19 protein-coding genes are annotated in these 15,700 nt (G+C 69.1%); 6 read left to right on the top strand and 13 right to left on the bottom strand.

Annotation, left to right across the window (positions count from 1 at the left end):
* Complete coding sequence (locus ACIBL3_RS05600; RefSeq protein ID WP_396351967.1) at window positions 1-1,164, top strand: glycosyltransferase; 1,164 nt, start codon at window positions 1-3, stop codon at window positions 1,162-1,164.
* Window positions 1,165-1,259: 95 nt separating this feature from the next.
* On the opposite strand, the gene ACIBL3_RS05605 is transcribed toward ACIBL3_RS05600, so the two are convergent.
* The gene (locus ACIBL3_RS05605) at window positions 1,260-1,385 is read right to left on the bottom strand and encodes a hypothetical protein (RefSeq protein ID WP_396351968.1); all 126 of its coding nucleotides are present in this window, start codon (window positions 1,383-1,385) and stop codon (window positions 1,260-1,262) included.
* A gap of 18 nt (window positions 1,386-1,403) precedes the next feature.
* On the bottom strand, window positions 1,404-2,201 hold the full coding sequence (locus ACIBL3_RS05610; protein WP_396351969.1) for a CocE/NonD family hydrolase: 798 nt from the start codon (window positions 2,199-2,201) through the stop codon (window positions 1,404-1,406).
* A gap of 117 nt (window positions 2,202-2,318) precedes the next feature.
* On the opposite strand from ACIBL3_RS05610, the gene ACIBL3_RS05615 reads away from it, so the two are divergent.
* Window positions 2,319-3,236: a hypothetical protein gene (locus tag ACIBL3_RS05615; RefSeq protein WP_396351970.1), complete on the top strand. Its 918-nt coding sequence runs from the start codon at window positions 2,319-2,321 to the stop codon at window positions 3,234-3,236.
* 123 nt (window positions 3,237-3,359) lie between these two features.
* Here ACIBL3_RS05615 and ACIBL3_RS05620 read toward each other — a convergent pair whose 3' ends face one another.
* The gene (locus tag ACIBL3_RS05620; protein WP_396351971.1) at window positions 3,360-4,214 is read right to left on the bottom strand and encodes a helix-turn-helix transcriptional regulator; all 855 of its coding nucleotides are present in this window, start codon (window positions 4,212-4,214) and stop codon (window positions 3,360-3,362) included.
* Window positions 4,215-4,314: 100 nt separating this feature from the next.
* Here ACIBL3_RS05620 and ACIBL3_RS05625 point away from each other — a divergent pair, with 100 nt between their 5' ends.
* Together ACIBL3_RS05625 and ACIBL3_RS05630 are read left to right on the top strand one after the other, a co-directional pair.
* Window positions 4,315-5,064, top strand: coding sequence for an SDR family oxidoreductase (locus tag ACIBL3_RS05625; RefSeq protein WP_396351972.1), 750 nt, complete (start codon window positions 4,315-4,317; stop codon window positions 5,062-5,064).
* Window positions 5,065-5,098: 34 nt separating this feature from the next.
* Complete coding sequence (locus ACIBL3_RS05630; protein WP_396351973.1) at window positions 5,099-5,251, top strand: hypothetical protein; 153 nt, start codon at window positions 5,099-5,101, stop codon at window positions 5,249-5,251.
* Between the two features lie 197 nt (window positions 5,252-5,448).
* On the opposite strand, the gene ACIBL3_RS05635 is transcribed toward ACIBL3_RS05630, so the two are convergent.
* The 3 genes from ACIBL3_RS05635 to ACIBL3_RS05645 are packed head-to-tail and all read right to left on the bottom strand — an operon-like array spanning window position 5,449 to window position 7,503.
* Window positions 5,449-5,607 carry a hypothetical protein gene (locus tag ACIBL3_RS05635; RefSeq protein ID WP_396351974.1) on the bottom strand — a complete coding sequence of 53 codons (159 nt, stop codon included), beginning with the start codon at window positions 5,605-5,607 and terminating at the stop codon, window positions 5,449-5,451.
* Window positions 5,608-5,627: 20 nt separating this feature from the next.
* Entirely contained in the window at window positions 5,628-6,503 is an 876-nt protein-coding gene (locus ACIBL3_RS05640) for a hypothetical protein (protein WP_396351975.1), read from the bottom strand.
* A gap of 1 nt (window position 6,504) precedes the next feature.
* The gene (locus ACIBL3_RS05645) at window positions 6,505-7,503 is read right to left on the bottom strand and encodes an SPFH domain-containing protein (protein WP_396351976.1); all 999 of its coding nucleotides are present in this window, start codon (window positions 7,501-7,503) and stop codon (window positions 6,505-6,507) included.
* Between the two features lie 81 nt (window positions 7,504-7,584).
* On the opposite strand from ACIBL3_RS05645, the gene ACIBL3_RS05650 reads away from it, so the two are divergent.
* Window positions 7,585-8,265 carry an NUDIX hydrolase gene (locus tag ACIBL3_RS05650; RefSeq protein WP_396351977.1) on the top strand — a complete coding sequence of 227 codons (681 nt, stop codon included), beginning with the start codon at window positions 7,585-7,587 and terminating at the stop codon, window positions 8,263-8,265.
* Window positions 8,266-8,303: 38 nt separating this feature from the next.
* A complete protein-coding gene (locus ACIBL3_RS05655) occupies window positions 8,304-8,984 on the top strand; it encodes an SDR family NAD(P)-dependent oxidoreductase (protein WP_396351978.1) in 681 nt (226 codons plus the stop codon).
* Here the strand turns inward: ACIBL3_RS05655 and ACIBL3_RS05660 are convergent.
* The 7 genes from ACIBL3_RS05660 to ACIBL3_RS05690 all read right to left on the bottom strand — a co-directional run bounded on the left by ACIBL3_RS05660 (window position 8,941) and on the right by ACIBL3_RS05690 (window position 15,684).
* Window positions 8,941-9,834, bottom strand: a complete 894-nt coding sequence (locus tag ACIBL3_RS05660) for a carbohydrate kinase family protein (RefSeq protein ID WP_396351979.1) — start codon at window positions 9,832-9,834, stop codon at window positions 8,941-8,943. The genes ACIBL3_RS05655 and ACIBL3_RS05660 overlap by 44 nt on opposite strands.
* A gap of 107 nt (window positions 9,835-9,941) precedes the next feature.
* On the bottom strand, window positions 9,942-11,897 hold the full coding sequence (locus ACIBL3_RS05665; RefSeq protein WP_396351980.1) for a CocE/NonD family hydrolase: 1,956 nt from the start codon (window positions 11,895-11,897) through the stop codon (window positions 9,942-9,944).
* Window positions 11,898-11,992: 95 nt separating this feature from the next.
* The gene (locus tag ACIBL3_RS05670) at window positions 11,993-12,622 is read right to left on the bottom strand and encodes a CoA transferase subunit B (protein WP_396351981.1); all 630 of its coding nucleotides are present in this window, start codon (window positions 12,620-12,622) and stop codon (window positions 11,993-11,995) included.
* Window position 12,623: 1 nt separating this feature from the next.
* Window positions 12,624-13,412: a CoA transferase subunit A gene (locus tag ACIBL3_RS05675; RefSeq protein ID WP_396351982.1), complete on the bottom strand. Its 789-nt coding sequence runs from the start codon at window positions 13,410-13,412 to the stop codon at window positions 12,624-12,626.
* A 134-nt stretch (window positions 13,413-13,546) separates the two neighbouring features.
* Window positions 13,547-14,470 carry a tetratricopeptide repeat protein gene (locus ACIBL3_RS05680; RefSeq protein WP_396351983.1) on the bottom strand — a complete coding sequence of 308 codons (924 nt, stop codon included), beginning with the start codon at window positions 14,468-14,470 and terminating at the stop codon, window positions 13,547-13,549.
* Between the two features lie 43 nt (window positions 14,471-14,513).
* Window positions 14,514-15,215 carry a carbohydrate-binding family 9-like protein gene (locus tag ACIBL3_RS05685; RefSeq protein WP_396351984.1) on the bottom strand — a complete coding sequence of 234 codons (702 nt, stop codon included), beginning with the start codon at window positions 15,213-15,215 and terminating at the stop codon, window positions 14,514-14,516.
* On the bottom strand, window positions 15,208-15,684 hold the full coding sequence (locus tag ACIBL3_RS05690) for a hypothetical protein (protein WP_396351985.1): 477 nt from the start codon (window positions 15,682-15,684) through the stop codon (window positions 15,208-15,210). Before ACIBL3_RS05690 ends, ACIBL3_RS05685 begins: the two co-directional genes overlap by 8 nt.
* Window positions 15,685-15,700 lie beyond the last annotated feature (16 nt).

Below are 15,700 nucleotides of genomic sequence, written 5' to 3' on the forward strand. Positions count from 1 at the left end.
ATGCGGGTACTGATGATCGCGCAGTCCCCGATCGCCGGGGACTCGCGGATCCTGCGGGAGGCGACCGCTCTGGTCGCGGCCGGTCACGAGATTCACGTGATCGGCCGCGATGTCCCGGACGGCTTCGAGGTCGGCCCGGGGGTGACGGTCGAGTCCGTTTCCCGTTCGGCCGGTCTGCGCGGCAACAACGGCGGTCCCGCAGTCGGGCATGGGCTCAACGGGCCGAAGGTGCTGGTCCAGCGGTTCGGCCGGTGGCTGCTGCTGCCGGAGCACCGGAACCGGACCGAGAAGCAGTGGCGAACCGCGGCGGCCCCTCGAGTGGCCGCCGCGGGGCCGTTCGACGTGGTGCACGCGCACGACTTCAACACGTTGGAGCTTGCTGCCTCGTTTGCTTCGCAGTGGTCGGCGGACCTGGTCTACGACACGCACGAGCTGTGGTTCGACCGGGCGTTGCCTGGGCGGCCAACGCCGTTGTGGCGGGCGCGCGGGCGGCGGTTCGAGGTTTCGCTGGCGTCGAAGGCGCGGTTCGTCATCACGGTGTCGGACGGGATCGCGCGGCGACTGCGCGAACGCGGGCTGGCTGACGTTCGCGTCGTACGGAACACGTTCCCGCGGGCGGACGACGTACCGCCGGCGCCGGATCGGCCGGAAGGTTTGCTGTACGCCGGACGCGTCGGGGCGGGTCGTGATCTGCCGACGGTGGTGGCGGCTGCGCGTCAGCTCGCGCCATTCCGGACGGTGCTGATGGGGTCGGTGGATCCCAACTACCGCTTGGATCTCGGGCCGGTGGAGACCGTTGCCGAGCGCTCGATCGACGAGGTCGACGACACGCTCCGCTCGTACGGCATCTCGCTGGTGACGCTCACCAACACCTGCGAGAACCACCGCCTGGCCCTCCCCAACAAGCTCTTCCACGCCGTCCGCGCCGGCGTCCCGGTCGTCGCCGCCGACCTCCCCGAAATGCGCGCCGTAGTGACCCAGTACAAACTGGGCACCCTCTATACCCCAGGCAACCCAGCCTCCCTGACCACCGCCGTCCGCGACCTGATCGACAACTACCCGACGTACGCCGACGGAGTCCGCTCAGCCGCCACAGACCTCAACTGGGAACGCGACTCCGCCACCCTGGTAGCCGCCTACACCGAACTCCCCGCCCGACCCTGACGCATTTGACTGGCTGACCAGCCGCGTTGGGGGTTTGCCACCCTGGTTCCGGGTGGCAAACCCCGCATTTCGCTGGCCAGCCAGCGAAATGGGTGTCAGCGGGATGCCTCCACCATTTGGCGCATGAGTTCGGCCGGGTCCTTTTCCGGCTCGGGTTGGGCCAGGCGGGTGTAGTGCCCGACGTCGGCCAGCGTCCGCACCACCACCGACGTGTCCGACACCGCTGTGTTGACCTTCGTCTAGGCGTAGCAGCCGGTGTCGAGCGCGTTCCCGTCACCCCAGTACACCGACGTGTTCGGCACGTTCGTGACATTGGTGTAGCGGTTCGCCGTACCGTAGTCCACCAACCGAGCCTTGATGCCTGTGGCAATCTTGTTGCTCTTGACCCGCACCGTCACCTTTCCGGTCCCGGTGACCCGAACAGCCTTCTCCAGCTCGTCGCTCAGGAACACCGCCCGATCCGGCCGGGCAGTCGTCGGGTCGAGTACGACGGTGTCCACCGACGGGTCGTCCGTCCCGGTGAAGCTGACCGGGTCGCTCGACGCCGCGGCGATCGACAGCCCACCGGTCTTGGCGTCTGCCGCCTTGCTCAACTTCAGCGTGGTCTGACGAGCACCGACTGCCGGCCAGCGCGGTACGTCGTACCGCTGCAGCTGGTCCCACCACTCGCCGAAGTGCCGGGTCTTCACGTTCTCGTCGCCGAGACCGTGCACGACGTACACACTGGCGTGCACGTTGCGCGCGTCCAGGTTGTAGTTCCGCGGGTCCCACCACCTGCTGTAGGAGCCTGTGCGAGTGTCGGAGTCCTGCTCGATCTCGTCGGTCAGCTCCACACAGCGCGGTGACGCGTCATTGCTGACGTAGTCGGCGTTGTAGCCGGGCACCCGGTTGTTCAGCCAGTCGATCACGGCCTTGGTGCCGAGGACCTCCAGGTCGGCGCCGACGTCACTGCAGCCGGTCGACCGGAAGGTCCCCGGCATGTCGACGAACGCGACGGCGTACCCGCGCGGCACGTAGGTGGACACCATTCTGTGCACAGATCCCACCCGAGTGGTCACTTCCTGTGCACAGCAGGGGAAATACTTCGCGCCGCAACTTCTCGGCGACCGCGCGCATCGAGTGAGCGAGACGGGTAGACCGAGGGAGAACCGAATATGTGGCAACGGATGCTGGGTGCGAGCTTCGGGGCGGTCCTGGCGCTGGGGCTGGCGTCGCCGGTCGCGCAGGCGACGGGCGCGAGTGCGACTGAAGCCTGTACGGCGGGAGTCGGCGGCGTGACTGCTGCCGGGGGACACACCAGCCGGACCGTCACTGCGACGGCGCCGCCGGCCATCAACACCGGCGGCACGACGGCAGGTGCGTTCACGCCGGGCAAGGTGCGGCTCACGAGTCACTGGGAGAGCTACCCGAAGTCCGGCGCCGGCAGTGTGAACACGGGCTACGTGATCATCGGGGACTCGCTGTACAGCGCCGGCTACGCCACCAACGGGCTCGACGAGCTCGAGGGTCCCGTGCACTACACCCGGATCGGCGGTGGCTGGTCGAAGTTCAGCCTGATCGAATGGGCGACGTACGACACCGTCGAAGCCGGCGACGTGGCGCGGACCGAGTTCTACGCGTTGCGCAACGACGGCGTGCTGTTCCGCTGGCACGTCACCGGGAAGGGGTGGCAGGCCACCGGCTCGTACGCCGGGTTCTCGGCGGTGAAGACGATGGCGGTGATCAGCAAGCGGCCGACGTACGACACCTTCCTGGCGAACACCAAGGGCGGCGCGCTCTACACGATCCGGATCCCGGTGACCTCGCCGATGAAGCCGGTCGTCAAGCAGGTCCGCACCCGCAGCTGGCAGGGCTTCGAGACGCTCGTCGCGAACCGCTGCGGTCAGTACGGCACGGTGCTGCTGGGCATCGACAAGGACACGAAGACGGGCTACCTGTACGCCGTCGGTCACGCGAACGGCACGTCGACCGTCATCAACAGCCTCGGCAAGGTCGAGGGCGGCACGTTCGGTGACCCGGTCGACTTCCGGTGGTCCGGGGTCTCGTACTACGACTACTTGAACGGGGAGTGATCCAGATGGTGCGACGGGCGGTCGGGCTCGCGTGTGGCGCCGTACTCGCGCTGGGGCTGGTGCCGCAGACCGCTGAGGCCTCAAGGGCCTGGGCCAGGTTGCCACCACCTTCCCCGACCCGGTCTACTTCCGCTGGGCACCGCCGGCCCAGTCCGATCCCCTCAACGGGGATCGAGTGGCGAGGAGGGTTTCCAGGGCTGCTTGGGTGGAGGGATTGGTGGGGGTGTAGGTGAGGACGTACTGGGGGTTGTCGCCGGGGACCTGGAGGGATTCGAGGGAGAAGGTGAGCTGGCCGGCGGTGGGGTGGTTGAGGGTCTTCGGGCAGTGGGAGCGGGCGGTGACGTCCTGGGATGTCCAGAAGCGATCGAAGTCGGGGCTGGCGGTGCGGAGCTCGTCGACGAGCGCGGTCAGCTCCGGGTCGGCGGCGTACTCGGCCGAGGTGCGCCGGAGTAGTGCGACGGCGTCTCGCGCGACTGTCTCCCAGTCCGCGTAGAACTCCCGAGCGTGTGGGTCGAGGAAGTAGAGCCGGGCCAGGTTCCGGTTCCGCGGGTCGTCGAAGTCCGCGATCACCGCCGTGGCCCCGCGGTTCCACGCCAGCACGGTGCTCAGCCGATCGACCACGATCGCCGGTACGTCGCGCATCGCCTGGATCATCGCCTCCAGCTCCGGCCGTACGGCGGTCCGCGCCGGCACTGCTGGTGGAGCGGCACACGTCAGCGTCCGCAGGTGATCGCGCTCGGCTGGACTGAGCCGCAACGCATCCGCGACCGCGGTCAGCACCGCCACGGACGGGTTCTCGGCCCGTCCCTGCTCGAGGCGGATGTAGTAGTCGACGCTGACGTTGGCCAGCAGCGCGACCTCTTCGCGACGGAGACCGGAGACTCTCCGATCGCGACCGGGCGGCATCCCGACGTCCGCCGGTCGCAGTCGGGCCCGGCGGGTCTGCAGGAACTCTCCCAGCTGTGGTCGCGCGCTCACCCGACCAGTGTCCCCGGCCCTTCAACGGCCTGGGTGGTACTGCCAGACCTAGGTTGAAGCGACCCTTCTGAGGTGATGCCGACCGCCGGAAGGTGGGCGCATGACAAATACTTCACGCACTGCGCTCGTGACCGGAGCCGCCAGCGGGATCGGCGCCGCCGTCGCCACTCGCCTTGCCGCGGACGGCGCCTCCGTCGCCCTACTCGCCCGGCGCCGCGACCGCCTGGAGAAGGTCGCCGCCCAGATCTCCGAAGCCGGCGGTACTGCGCTCGTCGTGCCGGCCGATGTGACCGACGCAGGGGCGGTTGCCCAGGCAGCTCAGCTAGTCCACGAGCACTTCGGCGACATCGATCTGCTGGTCAACAACGCCGGGGTGATGCAGGTGGTCCCGTTCGGCGACGCGCCGGCCGACGACTGGCGCCGTACCGTCGACGTCAATCTGACCGGCGTACTGACCGTCACCCACGCCTTCCTGCCGGCGTTGAAGCGCTCGGCCGCGACGAGGACGACCGACCTGATCAACGTGTCGTCGCTGGCTGCCGACCGTTTTATGCCAGGGATGGCGACGTACGGGGCTTCGAAGGCCGGCGTGAGCTACCTGTCCCGTGCGCTGCGGCTGGAGCTCGCCGGCGAAGGGATCCGGGTAACCAACGTCGAGCCGGGCATGATCGACGGCACTGAGTTGGCCGACCAATTCCCGGCCGAGCTGCGGAGCATGGTCGATGAGCTCCGGACCAGTCTGCCCGCCGTGCCACCGTCCGAGGTCGCCGAGCTCATCGCGTACGTCGTGAGCCGGCCTCGCGAGGTGAATCTCCCGGAGCTGATCATCCAGCCGTCGAAGGAGGTCTAGCCGCAGTTCACCCGATCGACCTACGGTCGTGCGCATGCTCACGACGCGACGCTCCGTTCTGAAGGCCGGTGCCCTGGGCATCGGGTTGGCTGCGACTCCCGGGCTGTCGTTCGCGGCCCGGCCCCGGCAGACCTACTGGTCGTCAACGGCGCCGAGGCCTGGCCGGCCGACTGTGCGGCCGCGCTGAAGCACTTGCCGCTGGTGGCGAGTTCGCTGGCCTACCTGAAGCCGGTGGAAGCGCCGCGCGCCAAGGAGTTCCGGTCGCGGCTCGAGCTGGTGACCGCAGCGTCTCCGGCTGAGTCCGACGTCAACGGTCTTCCCGATCGTCGCGGCGGTCGGCGTACCGCTGGTGGGTTGCGTCGACCCGAGGCTGCAAGTGCCGGACTACATCCTGGACGTCTGCTCGTCGACGATCGACAAGCCGGAGCTCGCGGTGGAAGCGGCCGAGAACGCGCGGCCGGCCAGCCGTGGCGCTGTCTTCGCAGCAGTCGGCCCGATCGGCGGATCAGCGCGGCGCTCGTACTCCGCCTGGCAGGCAGCCATCACCTGCGGTCGAACGAACGTCAGACAACCAGATGCAGCTTGACCGGGGCGACGCCGACCTCGACGCGCTGACCCCAGCCGATCGCCAGCGTGTCCGACTCCATGCCGTCGCCGAAGACCACGAGGTCCGACTCGGCGGTGATGGTCAGTACGTCCGGTGCCTTCACCAGGCCCTCGGTGTTGTCGGTCCCGGTCGCCGGCGACGGCCAGGCCTCGCGGACGAACCAGCACAGCGTCGGGTCGGTCGGTGACGGCAAGGCCAGCGGACTGCGCCGTTCCTGCCAGGCCGATCGGCACCAGCCGGTCGACCCGGTGCCCGTGCCGACCAGGATCCCGGACGACGACTGCCGCTCCGGCAGGCCGTCCGGCGAGGACAAACGGTAGCGCGCGGACTGATGACTGCGGTGCCCGATGTAGACCTCGTTCAGGGCGATCAGCTGCTGCCCGTCGTCCGTGCTCGCGGCCACCATCGTGCGCTCCACGACGTTCCGCTCATGCAGCAGCTCGGCGATCGCGGCCGGCTCGTGCGGCACGAGTACGCCGGGATTGCGAGCCGGCTCGGGGTTGATCCCGATCACCGGCTGTCCGTCGAGGTACTTCGCCACGTTCGCGACCAGGCCGTCCTGACCGACCGCGATCACCACATCCTCCGGCCCGAACCCGAACCGGTCCAGATCGTTGCGCTCGGCAACAGCGCGCCGCCAGTCCAGCGGGATCGCGGCCGACACCGTCGCGAGCGCGTCCTGCTGAGCCTGGTGCCGGGCGTCGAGCTCGGCCAGGTCCCGGCCGCGGCCGGCCAGGAAGAAGCCGGCCTGCTGACGGGTCCCGTGCCGGGCAACCAGCTCGGTGAGCTCGGTTGCCCGGTGCACCAGCACTGCCCTGGGTGGGAGGCTCATCTCAGGCCCGCTCTCCGGCGGTCAGCTTGGCCAGCAGCGGAGTCAGCAGGTCCGGCGTGAGGTTCAGCGTGCCGATGTCGGGCAGCGAGCCCTGCTTGATCGCCATCGCCAGGATCGTTCCCTGGTCCAGCTCGGCGTACGCGTCCAGCATCGCCTTCTCCGCGGCCGCCTCGGCAGCGCCGATCACCCGCTTGGCATCCGCCTCGGCCTCGCTCAGCGCCCGCTTGCGACCCGCCGCGGCCGTGGTCTCGATCTGGCCGGCTGCTGCTGCCTCGGTCGCCCGGAGCCGCTCGTTCTGACCGCGCTGATTGACCAACTGCTCCTCGCGCCGGGCCAGCTCGATCTGGTTCTGCAGCTCGTTCTCCGCGATCGACCGCTCCCGCTCGACGGCCATCGCGCGGCGCTCGTACGTCGCCTTGTCCGCCGCCTGCTGCACCATCTCCCGGGTGGGCGTCTGCAGCGCCTTCTCGACATCCCGCTCAGCCCGTACGGCGACCACGCGGACGTCCTCGATGCCGATACCGAGACCGGTCAACCGCTGATCCTCGCGCAGCCCCGTGCTCATCGCTCGGCGAAGCCCGGTCATCCCCTCGGACAGCGCCTCGGTCAGGCTCATCCGGGCCAGCAGGTCGAGCGCGGTCTGCTGCGCCAACTCGGTCAGCAGACCGCCGAGCTGCTCCAGCGGGGTCGAGCGCCACAACCCGCTGTCCGGGTCGATGCCGAAGTCCAGCCGGGCAGCGGCCAGCCCGGGGTCGGTGACCCGGTAGGTCACGGTCGCCTGCACGGCCACGTCCTGGAAGTCCTGCGTCCGGCCGTGGAACAGCAGCGGTTGCTCGCGGTCGTCGACCGGGATCTCGCTCAGCGACGAGTTCAGCGCGCGGAACCAGAATGCCTGGCCGGCGCCGTCGTGCACCAGCTTGCCGTTGCGCAGGTGCCGCACGTGGGTGGTCGGGTTGGCCCGCAGGTGGCTGATGAAGCGGAACCGGGTGATGTCTGCCATCTCGTCATCTCTCCTTGTCGTCACCTTGACGATAAGGGTCGGGGTGACTTTTCGTCAAGATGACGATTAGAGTGTGCCGTCATGGAATTCGTACCGCTCGGCGTGGCCGCCGACCTGGTCATCCTGACCGTCCGCGACGGCGCCTTGCAGGTGTTGCTGATCCGGCGGGGGATCGCGCCTTACCGAGGCCGTTGGGCGTTGCCGGGCGGGTTCGTACGCCCGGACGAGGACCTCGAGCGGACTGCCCGCCGCGAGCTCGCCGAGGAGACCGGCCTGTCCTCGGACCGGATCCACCTCGAGCAGGTCGCGACGTACGGCGCTCCGGACCGAGACCCCCGGGGTCGCGTGGTCAGCGTCGCCTACCTGGCGCTCGTGCCCGATCTGCCCGCGCCGGTCGCCGGGACGGACGCGGCGTCGGCGAGCTGGGTCGGTGTCGCCGAGGTGCTGGACGATCCGGGTCGGCTGGCGTTCGACCACCACCGGATCCTCACCGACGGGGTCGAGCGCGCCCGCGCCAAACTCGAGTACTCACCGCTGGCGACCGCGTTCTGCCCACCCGAGTTCACCATCTCCGAGCTCCGCGGCGTCTACGAAGCGGTCTGGGGCACGCCGCTCGACCCCCGCAACTTCCACCGCAAAGTCACCAAGACCCCCGACTTCGTCACCCCCGTCGGCGCCACCACCACCCGAGACGGCGGCCGCCCCGCCCAACTCTTCCACCGCGGCACCGCCACCACCCTCCACCCCCCGATGACGCGCTAGTTGACTTCGAGTGAGGTTGAAGTGCTTTCATCCGGCGCATGAGTTTGAGCGGAGCGCACCTTCTTGTCACCGGGGCCGGTCGTGATACCGGCCGGAAGCTGGCGCTGGCCTTCGCGGCTCGCGGTGCCCACGTGCTCGCCACCGCGCGCACCCGCGAGGCCGCCGAGGAAACCGTCGACCTCATCCACGCGGCAGGTGGCAGCGCGACGGCCGCCGTACTGGATCTGGCCGATCCGGAGTCGATCGAGCAAGTCCAAGTCGACCGGCTCGACGTGCTGGTGAACAACGGTGCCCGCTACCTGGCAGGGGAGCCAGGGCCCGCGGACATCGTCGACACGATGGCCGGGGTCGCGACCGGGACCGTCCTCCTGACCGAGCGGCTACTGCCGTTGCTGAGGGCATCCAAGCGACCTGACATCGTCAACCTCGTGTCCGCGGCCGGGGAGGTCGGACAGCATCGGTCGTCAGCGCACCCGGCGTACTACGCGGCCAAGCACGCACAGGCCGGGTACGGCGAGATCCTGTCGGAGCGACTGCGTCCGGACGGGATCCGGGTCATCTCCCTGTTCCCGCCGGACTTCGTGCAGGACGGCCCGCGCGAGACCGGCGCCGCGCTGACCGCGGACTCGGTGGTCGACTGCGTGCTGTTCGCCGTCGGTCAGGCGCGGGACTGCTTCATCCGAGCGTTCTACTTCGAACAGCTAGATCCTCGGCCGTGATCAGGTCGGTGTGCGTGCCGGGCGAGCCGCAGGCCCACGCCCCGGCGACCGAGCCGGCGTGCGCGGCGTCGTACCAGCTGACGCCGTCGAGGCGGCGCGCCAAGAACGCGGCGACGTAGGCATCACCGGCACCGTTGGTGTCGACGACCGGCCGGTCAGGGAGCTCGACGGCCGGGAGGTGCTCCGGCTCCTCGCCCCGGACGTGCAGGTAGCTGCCGTCGGCGCCGGCCATCGCGACCACCACCTCGGCCCGCCCGTTGTCGAAGATCCACTCGACGGCGTCGTCCGGCAGTGCGCTGGTGGAGACGAACACGATGTCGGCCGCGGTCGCGAAGTCCTTGTGGTAGTCGTTGCGCCCGTCCCAGTCGTGCAGGTCGGTGGAGATCGTGCAGTCGGCGGCGAGCGCGTCGGACAGGGCGTCCCGGGCGAAGTCCATGATCGAGACGTGCACGTGCCTCGCGCGTACGACGTTCGTCCGCCAGAGGTCCGGGTCGACGCGGAGACCGGCCGGCTGGCGGGCGTCGTACAGGGCCACGCGGCGGCCGTCGAGGTCGACCAGGTTTACCGATCGTCGGGTGCCGCTCGGGTGGAGTACGACGTGCAGCGGCATCCGGAGGTCGTCGTACAGCTGCCGGATCCGGCGGCCCTCGGCGTCGTCGCCGATCACGTCCGCGAGACCGGCCTGCAGCCCGAGCAGGTGGCAGCCGAGCGCGACGCCGTGCCCGGTGTGGCCGACATACGTCTCGACCGGCTCGACGTGAATCGTCTCCGTCTCCGGTAGCGGCAACCCCGGCACCCGCACAATCGTGTCGACGCCGACCCCACCGATCACGAACACGTCCAGCTCCATGCCCCCGTCATACCCGAATTCGGAGCGAAGTGTCAGCTGCCTTTAACGCAATGTGGACAATCCGGTGGCGGCCAGGCGAGCCACAGGGCTCGCCTGGCCGCCGGGTTCTACCGGGAGGTCTCGACGAACTGGCGGATCAGCTCGGCCGGGTCCTTCTCGGGCTCGGGATGTGCCTTCTGGCGGGCTGTCACGGTCTCAGCCGGCCCGGGAGTGCGAAGCGTCGACGTCGCGCCGGTCAGCGGCAGAGTGAGTGCCGACCCGGCCGGGTCGAGCGTCAGGGCCCGGCGCGCGTCGGCGTCGTCCGGGTTGCCGGGCTCGACAGTCAGCACGAGACCGATCCGGTGCCCCGCGGCGAACACCGCGTCGTCGGCGTTGAGCTCGAAGGTCAGGTCATACCACACCCCGCGCTGCAGTGGCTCCCGTTGAGTCAGCGACCGGTAGTGACCGATGCTCGCCATCGTGCGGGCCACCACGTTGAGATCGGACTGCGCGGTCGCGATCCCGGTGTCGGCGTAGCAGCCGGTGTCGGTCGCGTTCCCGTCACCCCAGCAGGTCGACGTCGGCTTGTTGAAGTACGACGTGTAGCGCGTGGCCGGACCGTAGTCGACCAGACGCGCCTTGATCGCCGCCGACGGCACGGACGACTGGACGCGTACCTTGACCGTGCCGGTGCCGGACAGGCGCACCGCACTGGTCAGCTCGTTCGTCAGGAACACCGCGCGGTCGGACCGCAGCGTCGTCGGGTCGAGCACGTAGTCGTCATCGGAGTCCTTCCGGTCCGCGAACCCGACGGTGGCCGACCCTGTCACCGCATCCGTCGTCAGCGTGCCCGCTGTCCGTCCGGACGGCGCGGCCAGCGACAGCTTCGTCTGCTGGGTGCCTGCCGCCGGCCAAGTCGCCTCGGTCGCGAACGTGCCGTCCTCTCGCTGGATCGTCGCCATCGGGGTGTCCATGACGCCGTTGTCCAGGCCCTGCAGCCAGTGGTCGAACCACGGGTGCAGCCGCTGCACCCAGGTGTCGCGGTAGCTGAACGAGTCGATGTGGACGTCCTGGTGCAGGAAGATCTTGCGCGGTACGCCGTTCTTCGCGAGCTCGTCCCACCACTCGCCGAAGTGGCGGGTCTTGACGTTCTCGTCGTTCAGCCCGTGGACGACGTACACGCTGGACTTCACGTTCGCGGCGTCGAGTCGGTAGTTCCGCGGGTCCCACCAGGCGCTGTAGTTGCCGTTGACCGAGTCGGACGCGGCCTCGAGCTCCTTGGTGAGTTCCGGACAGCGGGGACTGACGTCGTTGCTGACGTAGTCGTGCAGGAACCCGACGTACTTGCCCCAGAACGGGGTGCCGTAGCTGCGGGTGTAGTCGTACCAGCTGGAGATGGCCGCGATCGGCACGATGGTCTCGAGGCCGTCCACTCCGGTGCTGGCCACCGAGTTGGCGATGGTGCCGTTCCAGGAGACGCCGATCATGCCGGCCTTTCCGGTGGACCAGTCCGCCGTCGCCGGGGCGCCCGCGGGGGTGAAGCCCTTCGCTCGGCCGTTCAGCCAGTCGATGACCGCCTTGCCGCCGGCCACCTCGTAGTCACCGCCGACGTCGTCACAACCGGACGAGCGGAACGTACCGATCAGGTCCACGAACGCGACCGCGTAACCGCGGGGCACGAAGTAGTTGTCCAGCCAGGTGTTGAACACCTGGCGGGTGCCGTTCGCGTCGAAGTAGCTTGCCGGATTCGACGCGTAGTACGGGGAGGCCTGGATGATGACCGGCACGTCGACGCCGGCCTGTGCGGCCTCGCCCGGGCGGATGAGGTCGACCATCACCCGGTCGTTGACGCCGTTCTCGTCGGCGTCCACCGGCACCTCGACAGCGACCCGTTCGCGGATGGCGTTGTCGTACTCGTAGACAGGCGCCGTCTGGGTGCCGGTGACGAACGGCCGGCTGTCGGCGGGCTGGGCCGGCGGCGCTGCACTGGACGTGAGCGGGCCGAGAGCGATCGCGGCGAGAGCTGTGGCCGCTGTGGCGACCGCGATGGTTCGGCGTGGTCGTCGGGACGAGCTGAGCAGCATGGGCGGACTCCTGAGCTTGGCGGACACGCCCCGCGCGGTGGCGCAGGACGTGCCCGAACCCTAAGCCGAGTCCTCGAGCCGCACCAGAGTTGCGGTCACTGCTTGATCGGGGCGCCGGTCTTGGACTGGAGCTCGTCGAAGGTGACGCCGTCGGCGAGCTCGACCAGCTTCAGGCCGTCGTCGGTGACGTCCAGTACGGCGAGGTCGGTGATGATCCGGTTGACCACCCCGCGACCGGTGTACGGCAGGTCGCACTCTTCCAGGATCTTGTGCGAGCCGTCCTTGGCGACGTGCTCCATCAGCACGATCACCTTCTTGGCGCCGTGCACGAGGTCCATCGCGCCGCCCATGCCCTTGACCATCTTGCCGGGGATCATCCAGTTCGACAGGTCACCGGCGGCCGACACCTGCATCGCGCCCAGGATGGCCGCGTCGATCGCGCCGCCGCGGATCATCCCGAACGACAGCGCGGAGTCGAAGAACGAGGCCCCCGGCAACGTCGTGACGGTCTCCTTGCCGGCGTTGATCAGGTCCGGGTCCTCGTCACCCTCGACCGGGTACGGGCCGACGCCGAGGATGCCGTTCTCGGACTGCAGTACGACGGTGACGCCGTCCGGGATGTAGTTCGGCACCAGCGTCGGCAGGCCGATGCCGAGGTTCACGTAGGAGCCGTCCTCGAGCTCCGCGGCGGCGCGGGCGGCCATCTGCTCACGGGTGAGTGGCATCTCAGGCCTCCATCTTCTCGCGCTGGGCCTCGTAGGCCTCGCGGGGTTGCACGGTCCGCTTCTCGATCCGCTTCTCGATGTCCTTGCCGACCGCAACGACCCGCTGGACGTAGACACCGGGCAGGTGGATCTCGTCCGGGTCCAGCTCACCAGGCTGGACCAGCTCCTCGACCTGGGCGATGGTGACCCGGCCGGCCATCGCGGCCAGCGGGTTGAAGTTCCGCGCGCTCCGGTCGAAGACCAGGTTGCCGTGGGTGTCGCCCTTGAGCGCGTGCACCAGCCCGAAGTCGGTGGTGATCGAGTCCTCCAGCACGTACGTCGTACCGTTGATCTCCCGGGTCTCCTTCGGCTGCGACGCCTTCGCGACGGAGCCGTCGGCGTTGTACTTCTGCGGCAGCCCGCCCTCGGCGACCTGGGTGCCGACGCCGGCCAGGGTGAAGAAGGCCGCGATCCCGCAGCCGCCGGCCCGCAGCTTCTCGGCCAGCGTGCCCTGCGGGGTCAGTTCGACCTCGAGCTCACCGGACAGGAACTGCCGGGCGAACTCCTTGTTCTCCCCGACGTACGACGACGTCATCTTGGCGATCCGCTTGTCCGCGAGCAGGATGCCCAGGCCCCAGTCGTCGACACCGCAGTTGTTCGACACCACGCTGAGCCCGGTCACCCCCTTGTCGTGCAGGGCGCTGATCAGCTCCATCGGGTTGCCGCACAGCCCGAAGCCGCCGACCGCGAGGCTCGCGCCGTCGCCGATGTCGTCGACCGCTGCCTGCGGCGAGTCGTACGTCTTGTCCATCCGGCTGCTCCGTTGCAGTGTCGGGGGCTGGGTCGACTCGACTCTAACCAGCCAGCCGTGAGTCCGGCGAGACCCGCCTCCTGTGGTCGCTGCCACAGGTGTGTCGCCGTACCACAGGCGTGTGTGGCCTGGTGCTACGCGGACGCCTCGGAGTTGATCAGCAGGTTCAGCTCGTGCATCGCCTCGTAGCGGGCGTCTTCCAGATCGTCGGAGTCGCGGGACAGCACGACGGCCAGGTGTTCTCTGGCGGTCAGGAGGTCACCACAGCCGCGGGCGACCCGGGCCAGGCCGATGTGGGCGGCGGCAGCGGTTTCCGGCAGCTCGGCGTGCTCAGCCAACGCCAGCGCCCAGCTGAAGTCCTCGCCTGCCGCGTCCAGGTCGCCGTGCCGGCGGTAGAGCTCGCCGCGCTGGCACAGGAGCAGTCCGGACTCGTCGTCCGCCCGGAGCTTCTCGGCCAGCTCCAGAGCCTCGCTGATGACGTCGACAGGGTCGTCCACGATCTCTCTGAGCGCCGTCAGCGCCAAGAACATCCCCCAGCGGTCGTCGAGCATCCGGAAGCGTCCCAGCGCCGTACGGAGCGCCTGAGCGGCGTCGCCTGGAGTGGCGGACGTCAGCCCCGGATAACCGCGGCACAGCTCGACTGCTGCCCTGGTCCAGGCGTCACCGCCCTCGTTGCGCGCCAGGACCTCTTCGACGGCCGCGGTGGACTCGAACGGTCCGAATACCAGCGACCAGAGCAGCACGGTGACGGAGTACCGAAAGGGGCCAGTCGTCGCCTGCACGATCTGCTGGGCCAACTCCAGCTGCTCCTGCTCGGCAGAGCCGGCTCCGTGGAGTACGGCGAGCAGGTACTCCTCGTCCAGTCCGACAGGCACGCTCCGGCCCAGGATGCTCAGCACTCGCTCTGCGGCGGCGGCTGCCTCGTCCTGCAGGCCTTGGGACCACCAGTGACTCGAGTACTCGGCGACAAGCCGCAGCGCGGTACGGGGGTCGCTCTCACAGGCACGCTCGATCGCGCTCACGACCTCGTCGCCGTACCGGTCACCCCCTAGGTCCACGTACCTCATTGTCCCCCTGACCTGTTCACGCCCTGTCACGGGGTCAGAACCGGAGGATGCCCCAGCGGTCCGGACGGTGCATGTCGACCACGTACTGCGGTGACCAGACCCAGAAGCTCAGGTCGTCGCCCTTCACGTACGCGCCGTCGACCACCTCATGCGGCCACTGGCAGCGCATCAGGTTCATCCGCCACTCGTCACCCGGGTTCGGTGGGGTCGCCCGGCCCTCGTTGTACGTGGCCAGGTCGGCCCACGGTACGGCGAGCTCCACCGACCAGCCGGTGTCGGTGTCGGACGGGTCGTTCAGCGTGCCGTCGATGTGGATCGCGGTCCGCAGCCCGGGCAGGTTGGTCGGGTCCACCGGTACGCCGCCGTCGACGTACGGCTTCGGCAGGGTCAGCTCCCAGATCGTGCCGAGCGGGTTGATCTCGAACTCGTAGTAGTTCAGCCCGTCGCCGTCCGGGTCCAGGAACAGCTCGAAGTTGTTCTCCTCGAACAGCTTGGTGTTCTTCTCGGCCATCGTGGACCACACATGCGGTTCCTCGAGCAGACCGCCGACGTAGAGGTACTGGTCGTCGTACATCAGCTTCGCCCGGGTCCGGTACTGCGGGACCGGGCCGTCGCCGGCGATGTCGACGAACGGGGTCGTCCACGGCGCGATGTTCCACGCCGGGTCGGTCAGGGTCCCGTCCAGGGTGGGGGCGACCGGGGTACGCGGGCAGTCGTAGACGGGCAGGTCAGGCATCGGCACGCTCCAGGAGTCGGGCGACGAGGTTGGCGACCAGGAAGGTGATCGCGGTGAGCACCGGGACGACGGCCAGTGTCCACGGTGACGACAAGTTCTCGGTCAGGAACGCCAGTACGACGATCAGCATGAAGGCGACACCGAGGAACGCCACCACGCGCGGGTTGGGCATCGCGAGCCGGCTCAACGCGAGCCCGCCGAGCACCATGGTGACCGCCACGATCAGCACGAGCAGCGGGAGGCCGAGCGCGCCGCAGTTCGTGGTGTCGCGGATCCGCTCGCAGCTGCGCTCACTCACCCACACGAGCGCGATGGTCGCGAACCCGCACAGCAGCCCGACCACGGCGAGGATCAGGGTCGGTGGCAGCGGCGGAGCGTCGTACCGCCCTTCGTCCGCCTCATCCTCCTCAGCGGCCTCCAGCACGGCCTCCAGATCCTCCGGCATCCTGCCGTCGTCCTCCTGGCTCATTGCGGCAGGCTATCGG

Origin of the sequence: Kribbella sp. NPDC050124 (assembly GCF_044460355.1) — a bacterium.
GTDB lineage: Bacteria > Actinomycetota > Actinomycetes > Propionibacteriales > Kribbellaceae > Kribbella.

Bases quoted from the DNA above. Each gene is read 5' to 3' on its own strand.
- ACIBL3_RS05600 (WP_396351967.1), top strand. From the start codon at position 1: ATGCGGGTACTGATGATCGCGCAGTCCCCGATCGCCGGGGACTCGCGG.
- ACIBL3_RS05615 (WP_396351970.1), top strand. From the start codon at position 2,319: ATGTGGCAACGGATGCTGGGTGCGAGCTTCGGGGCGGTCCTGGCGCTG.
- ACIBL3_RS05625 (WP_396351972.1), top strand. From the start codon at position 4,315: ATGACAAATACTTCACGCACTGCGCTCGTGACCGGAGCCGCCAGCGGG.
- ACIBL3_RS05630 (WP_396351973.1), top strand. From the start codon at position 5,099: ATGCTCACGACGCGACGCTCCGTTCTGAAGGCCGGTGCCCTGGGCATC.
- ACIBL3_RS05635 (WP_396351974.1), bottom strand. From the start codon at position 5,607: ATGGCTGCCTGCCAGGCGGAGTACGAGCGCCGCGCTGATCCGCCGATC.
- ACIBL3_RS05640 (WP_396351975.1), bottom strand. From the start codon at position 6,503: ATGAGCCTCCCACCCAGGGCAGTGCTGGTGCACCGGGCAACCGAGCTC.
- ACIBL3_RS05645 (WP_396351976.1), bottom strand. From the start codon at position 7,503: ATGGCAGACATCACCCGGTTCCGCTTCATCAGCCACCTGCGGGCCAAC.
- ACIBL3_RS05650 (WP_396351977.1), top strand. From the start codon at position 7,585: ATGGAATTCGTACCGCTCGGCGTGGCCGCCGACCTGGTCATCCTGACC.
- ACIBL3_RS05655 (WP_396351978.1), top strand. From the start codon at position 8,304: ATGAGTTTGAGCGGAGCGCACCTTCTTGTCACCGGGGCCGGTCGTGAT.
- ACIBL3_RS05660 (WP_396351979.1), bottom strand. From the start codon at position 9,834: ATGGAGCTGGACGTGTTCGTGATCGGTGGGGTCGGCGTCGACACGATT.
- ACIBL3_RS05665 (WP_396351980.1), bottom strand. From the start codon at position 11,897: ATGCTGCTCAGCTCGTCCCGACGACCACGCCGAACCATCGCGGTCGCC.
- ACIBL3_RS05670 (WP_396351981.1), bottom strand. From the start codon at position 12,622: ATGCCACTCACCCGTGAGCAGATGGCCGCCCGCGCCGCCGCGGAGCTC.
- ACIBL3_RS05675 (WP_396351982.1), bottom strand. From the start codon at position 13,412: ATGGACAAGACGTACGACTCGCCGCAGGCAGCGGTCGACGACATCGGC.
- ACIBL3_RS05685 (WP_396351984.1), bottom strand. From the start codon at position 15,215: ATGCCTGACCTGCCCGTCTACGACTGCCCGCGTACCCCGGTCGCCCCC.
- ACIBL3_RS05690 (WP_396351985.1), bottom strand. From the start codon at position 15,684: ATGAGCCAGGAGGACGACGGCAGGATGCCGGAGGATCTGGAGGCCGTG.